At 59.5% G+C, this 4,364-nt stretch carries 6 protein-coding genes; 2 read left to right on the plus strand and 4 right to left on the minus strand.

Annotation, left to right across the window (positions count from 1 at the left end; translation table 11 throughout):
- A partial coding sequence (locus AB4043_RS22440; RefSeq protein WP_442308148.1) for a sugar phosphate nucleotidyltransferase occupies positions 1-705 on the plus strand: 705 nt, incomplete at its 5' end.
- Positions 706-814: 109 nt separating this feature from the next.
- Here AB4043_RS22440 and AB4043_RS22445 read toward each other — a convergent pair.
- The 4 genes from AB4043_RS22445 to AB4043_RS22460 form a co-directional block, all read right to left on the minus strand.
- The gene (locus AB4043_RS22445; RefSeq protein ID WP_442308149.1) at positions 815-1,570 is read right to left on the minus strand and encodes a hypothetical protein; all 756 of its coding nucleotides are present in this window, start codon (positions 1,568-1,570) and stop codon (positions 815-817) included.
- Positions 1,571-1,834: 264 nt separating this feature from the next.
- Positions 1,835-2,305, minus strand: coding sequence for a DUF6644 family protein (locus AB4043_RS22450; RefSeq protein WP_442302072.1), 471 nt, complete (start codon positions 2,303-2,305; stop codon positions 1,835-1,837).
- Positions 2,306-2,430: 125 nt separating this feature from the next.
- On the minus strand, positions 2,431-2,922 hold the full coding sequence (locus tag AB4043_RS22455; protein ID WP_442302073.1) for a DUF6644 family protein: 492 nt from the start codon (positions 2,920-2,922) through the stop codon (positions 2,431-2,433).
- Positions 2,923-2,938: 16 nt separating this feature from the next.
- Positions 2,939-3,388, minus strand: a complete 450-nt coding sequence (locus tag AB4043_RS22460; RefSeq protein WP_442302074.1) for a DUF6152 family protein — start codon at positions 3,386-3,388, stop codon at positions 2,939-2,941.
- A gap of 475 nt (positions 3,389-3,863) precedes the next feature.
- On the opposite strand from AB4043_RS22460, the gene AB4043_RS22465 reads away from it, so the two are divergent.
- On the plus strand, positions 3,864-4,364 hold a 501-nt coding region (locus AB4043_RS22465), incomplete at its 3' end, for a hypothetical protein (protein ID WP_442308150.1).

Here is a 4,364-nt window from a genome sequence, read left to right on the forward strand (position 1 = left end):
CCCTTCAATCCGGAGAGGGTCGATGCCTCCATGGGCATCTACATCTTCAATACGGATGTCCTGCTGCCGGAGCTGATCAAGGACGCGGAAGACCCAAACTCGAAGCACGATTTTGGCCACAACATCCTGCCCAATCTGCTTGGCCGCTTCAAGATGATGGCCTACAACTTTGTCGACGAGAACAAGCAGGAGGCGCTGTACTGGCGCGATGTGGGCACGCTGGAGGCCTACTACGAGGCCAATCTTGACCTCGCTTCGGTCTCGCCGGTCTTCAATCTGTACGACAAGTCCTGGCCGATGCGTACGCGGTCCTATCAGTATCCGCCGGCGAAGTTCGTCTTCGGCGAGCCCGGACGTACGGGGATGGCGATCAACTCGGTGATCTCAGGCGGCTGCATTATCTCGGGCGCGGTGGTGCGCAATTCGGTTTTGTCACACGATGTTCGCGTGAACTCGTATGCCGACGTCGACTCGAGCATCATCTTCTCGCATGTCAATGTAGGTCGGCACTCGCGGATTCGCCATGCCATCATCGATCGCGACGTTCATATTCCCGACGGAGCGGTGATCGGGTACGACCCGGCCGAAGACAAGCGCAATTACTTCGTCACGCCGAGCGGCCTGACCGTAGTCACGCGCGATTACTCCGTCTATGAAAATCCGGTAAGCCAGACCTTTATGCAGCCCGGACAGCCCGGGAAGTAGGCTGTTTGTTTTGTGCAAAATCGCCCGCCTTCTGGCGGGCGATTTGTTTGTGCGGCTTAAATGCAAAAGGCGTCCCGGTCTTGGACCGCGACGCCTGAAGAGTGTCTTGCTACTGGCGATGGCCGAAGCGCCACACCACACCGCCCGAGATGGAGACGAACTCGCGGTACTCGGTGCCGTAGTGCTCCACGATCAGGTCCGGCTGCAGGCGGATGGCCCAGCGATAGCTACCGTTGATGTCCAGCGAGCCGCCGAAGGCGCCTACGGGCTTCACGCGGTTGGAGTAAAGGCCGACGGCAACGGCATTGGCGGCAGCGTTGTGGCTGGGAGCGTTGATGCCGCCCAGAGTACCGCCGTCAAACTTGCCGGCGCCGACRCCAACCAGACCGTGGTACTGGATCGCAAAGCGCTGATTCTTCCATCCCCGGTACTGCACGCCGCCCATGCCGATGATCTGGCGAACGACCGGACGGTTGATCTGAAAGGTATTCGGGAAGACCGGGGTGGTGCCGTAGTCGACGCGAAGGTCGACTGCCGGTCCAATGCGATCGGTCAGCCAATAGGTGGCCTGGCCTTCGACTCCGCCCATGTTGTAGCGCTTGGGCAGGTTCTGGCCGGCCTGGCCGTTCATGAAGTTGAGGCCGCCGTAGACCTCCCAGCGGTTGTCATAGGTGACGGGAATGCGACGGGCGAACTGAACGTTGCGCTTCGGAGCTGTTCCGGGCTGCGGCTGAGAGGGCTGGGCCGGGGCTGCCGATCCACTCGTCTGGCCACTGGTTGAGGCCGGAGTCTGGGCTGCCATGGTGGCGGAGAGCAGGGTGGTGGCAATCAGGGCGGTCATCCCGGCAAGCGCGCGCCGGGTCACTTAGGGGCTTGGCGAAGGTCTCCGTGGCTTCAAGGACGGTATGAAGGGTGTTACCGAAGACACCAAGGACTCACACACCGTCACGCCGAAGCCCGAAGAGACGAAGTAACCCGGCCCGCGCGCAGGCGCACTGAAGATTGAAAACGAGCACAGGGGAGTGGTTCTTTAACCACTCCCCTGTCGCCTTTTTGGGTCAATTCCTTTTGCGTCATACCCGTTTTGCGTCAGCCTTTTGTGTCAGGTTTTGTGCCACGTCTTTGGGGTTCAGATTAGCCCGATGGCGCGTCCGGCAATTCCCACCCCCAGCCATAGTGAGAGCGAGATCACCGCGGTAACGCGGGAGGTCAGGGTGGCGGCGCTGCCCAGGCTAAGAACGACTCTGCGGTAGAGCGTGAAATAAAAAAGGACGGCTGCGGCGAGCAGCGCCATCTTCCAGCGGAAGGCTGCGTTGTAATAGCACTTCAATGCCTCCTCCGAGACCAATGCGATTCCGGTCAGCACCAGGATGGCGAGACTACTGAGCAGGACGCGGCTGAGATCGCGGTTCAGCGTGCGTGGAGATTCGCGCCGCAGAATCAGGCCCAGCAGGCGAAGATCCAGCACCAGGACGGAGCCTCCGAGCAGCGTAAGCGCCAGCAGGTGCACGGCTTCGACCGCGGCAAAGCCCCAGCGCGAGTTCTGCATGAACTGGCCGAGCGAAGAATGGGCGAGAGCGACAAACCAGAGGCGAAGCATTGGCGAGAGCATTTCTCCTGTTGCTGGGTATACCGTGAGTAGCGTGCAGCTGCGTTTTCATTGAGGAAAACGCCCATAGATGCATAAGCCCTGCACTACACCTACAGGAGAAATGCTCGAGCCTTTCAGAAGTAGGCAATCGCCCGGCCGGCAACGATGATGCCGCACCAGAGCGTAAGCGACGCAAATGCGGCAGCGCGCGCACGCCAGGGCGAGAAGCGAGCCATCTCCCATTCCTGCACGCGGCGATAGACCGTGGTGTGAAAGATCAGTGGGTTCAGGCCCACGAGAGCGAGCAGCACGAGTTTGATACGGAAGGCGGGATTTGTATAGTTCTTTGCCGCCTCTGCCCAGAAGAGCAGGAGGCCGCTGACAAACATCACGCCGAAGCCGGACCACGTGAGTGGAAACACAGCGCGCGCAATGCGCGTGACTGAGACATCGCGCAACACGACACCAAGCATGCGCAGATCGAGTAGGGCGATGGTGCCGACCAGCAATGTAATGGCGAGTACATGGACGGATTCGATGATGGAGAACAGGTACTCTGACTCGCGGATCGAGGTTCCGATCTGCGAGTCATAGATCACCTGACAGATGTGCTGCAGCAGAGGCATGGCCATGCTTTCCGAATTACTTCGTGGGCTTCACGGTGTTGGGCAAGGCTCCCTGAACAGAGCCGTCATCGCCGGGGCCGCCGTCGCCGGGCGTTCCACCGTAGATGCTGCGGCCATCGGGCAGTGTGACGCGGCGTGCGTCAATGAGGTGCGAACCATCCTTGGCGCGATAGCCATCCACGACGATGGTGTCACCGACCTTCAGGTCGCCTTTCTTGAAGCCGCGACGGCTGAGTGCGCCTGGGCCGGCGCCTTCGCATCCCCAGTTGGTGACTGCGCCCTTAGCGTCGGTGATGTCGACGTAGAAGTACGAGTGCGGATTAGTCCACTCGACACGCGTGAGTTTGCCGACCAGGCGAACGGGCTTGTTGCCGTCGAACTCGGCGGAGAAGGAGTGATGGGCGTACGCACTGGCCGATGCGAGCGCCAATGCACCAAGAGATGAGAGAAGCAATCTGCTCTTCATGGTGTCTTTCCTGTGTTGTTGGGAGGTGGCTTAAAACGAAAAACCCGTTTCCGAGAGGCACGGGCTTCTAAACCTTGCGATGTGAGGAGATGCGGAATCCCTGGTGAAATTCAGCATATTCCTACGCGCCGATGCGTGCGTCGCCCGTCCACTTAGCGATGGAGGTAGCAACAACAACGAAGCATGGCGCGGAGCGGATGCATAGCTGCACTCTATGTTGCGCCCGGCATGGTGTCAAGCATGAGCGCTTGACTCGTTGGAGAAATTGCTCTACGGTTTGCACATGTTCAGCCGCCAATCGCTCGAACTGATGCGTTGTTGTTGCGCCTGTCGCTAGACAGTTGCGCCCACGTGTCTGCCGGTAGTATCCGGTTCACTTCTCTCACGTCCGTCAAAGAAAGACAAGCCCACGGGGAATCTTGGAAAAGACTATCCGGGATACAAGCTTCCTTTCACGCCTGCCGGTGAAGCCGCGTTGAAGTACAACCTGGAACACACGGTGGACCCAGAGGCAGTGTGCATCGTCGGAGGCCTGCCGCGGCACAATGCCAGCGGGCTTCCCTTTCAATTGCTGCAGGGTGCGGATCACGCGGTCTTTCTCTACTGGTACACAACCTATCGCCTGGTTCCTTTTGATGGCCGCAAACATGCGGAGGATCCCGATCCGTCATTCTTTGGTGAGGAGATCGGATCCTGGGACGGCGATACATTTGTGATCGACTCCACATCGTTCAAAGAGCAACGGACGTGGGCGGATGAGAATGCCAATCCACACAGCGATCAGCAGCATGTGATGGAACGCTGGACGCGGCCTGACATCGGCCACATCCATGTCGACATGACGGTGACCGATCCGAAGTTCTACACCGAGCCGGTTCACTATCAGCGCACGTGGCTCCTGGGTAAGCCGGGCGATGAGGTGAAGGAGTACTCCTGCGCCGAAGACAACGTAGACGCGCCGCACCTTGGACCTGGG

Source organism: Terriglobus sp. YAF25 (genome assembly GCF_052113305.1).
In the GTDB taxonomy this organism is placed as follows: Bacteria; Acidobacteriota; Terriglobia; order Terriglobales; family Acidobacteriaceae; genus Terriglobus.